This window comes from Stenotrophomonas sp. A3_2 (genome assembly GCF_036624925.1).
GTDB classification, from domain to species: Bacteria; Pseudomonadota; Gammaproteobacteria; order Xanthomonadales; family Xanthomonadaceae; genus Stenotrophomonas; species Stenotrophomonas hibiscicola.
Genome location: NZ_JAZKVY010000045.1, coordinates 1 through 334, shown reverse-complemented (window position 1 = coordinate 334; position 334 = coordinate 1). Strand labels below are relative to the sequence as shown.

Here is a 334-nt window from a genome sequence, read left to right as displayed (position 1 = left end):
AACATTTTTACGGGTTTCCGGCGCGCGAGGGGATGGTGAAGGTGGCGGGGGTTAATGCGCTGGGTCCGGTCGATCCGGACGCGGTAGGGCGGGACGTGGCGCCGGCGGAACAGGACGAGATGGTGCGGGTGCTGGGTGGGCGGCTTTTCGGGCTGGCACCGGCGCCGGCGCGGTCCGCGCGGTGCTGCCATACGGCGACGCCGGACCATGATTTCCTGGTGACGCCGCATCCGGAGATGGCGAATGTGGTGATTGTTTCGGCGTGCTCGGGGCATGGGTTCAAGCATGCGGCGGCGGTGGGTGAGACGCTGGCGGCGCAATGGACAGGGGAGAC

1 protein-coding gene is annotated in these 334 nt (G+C 68.3%); it reads left to right on the top strand.

What is annotated here, in order from left to right:
- On the top strand, positions 1-334 hold a 334-nt coding region (locus R5H29_RS00725), incomplete at both ends, for an FAD-dependent oxidoreductase (protein ID WP_332328566.1).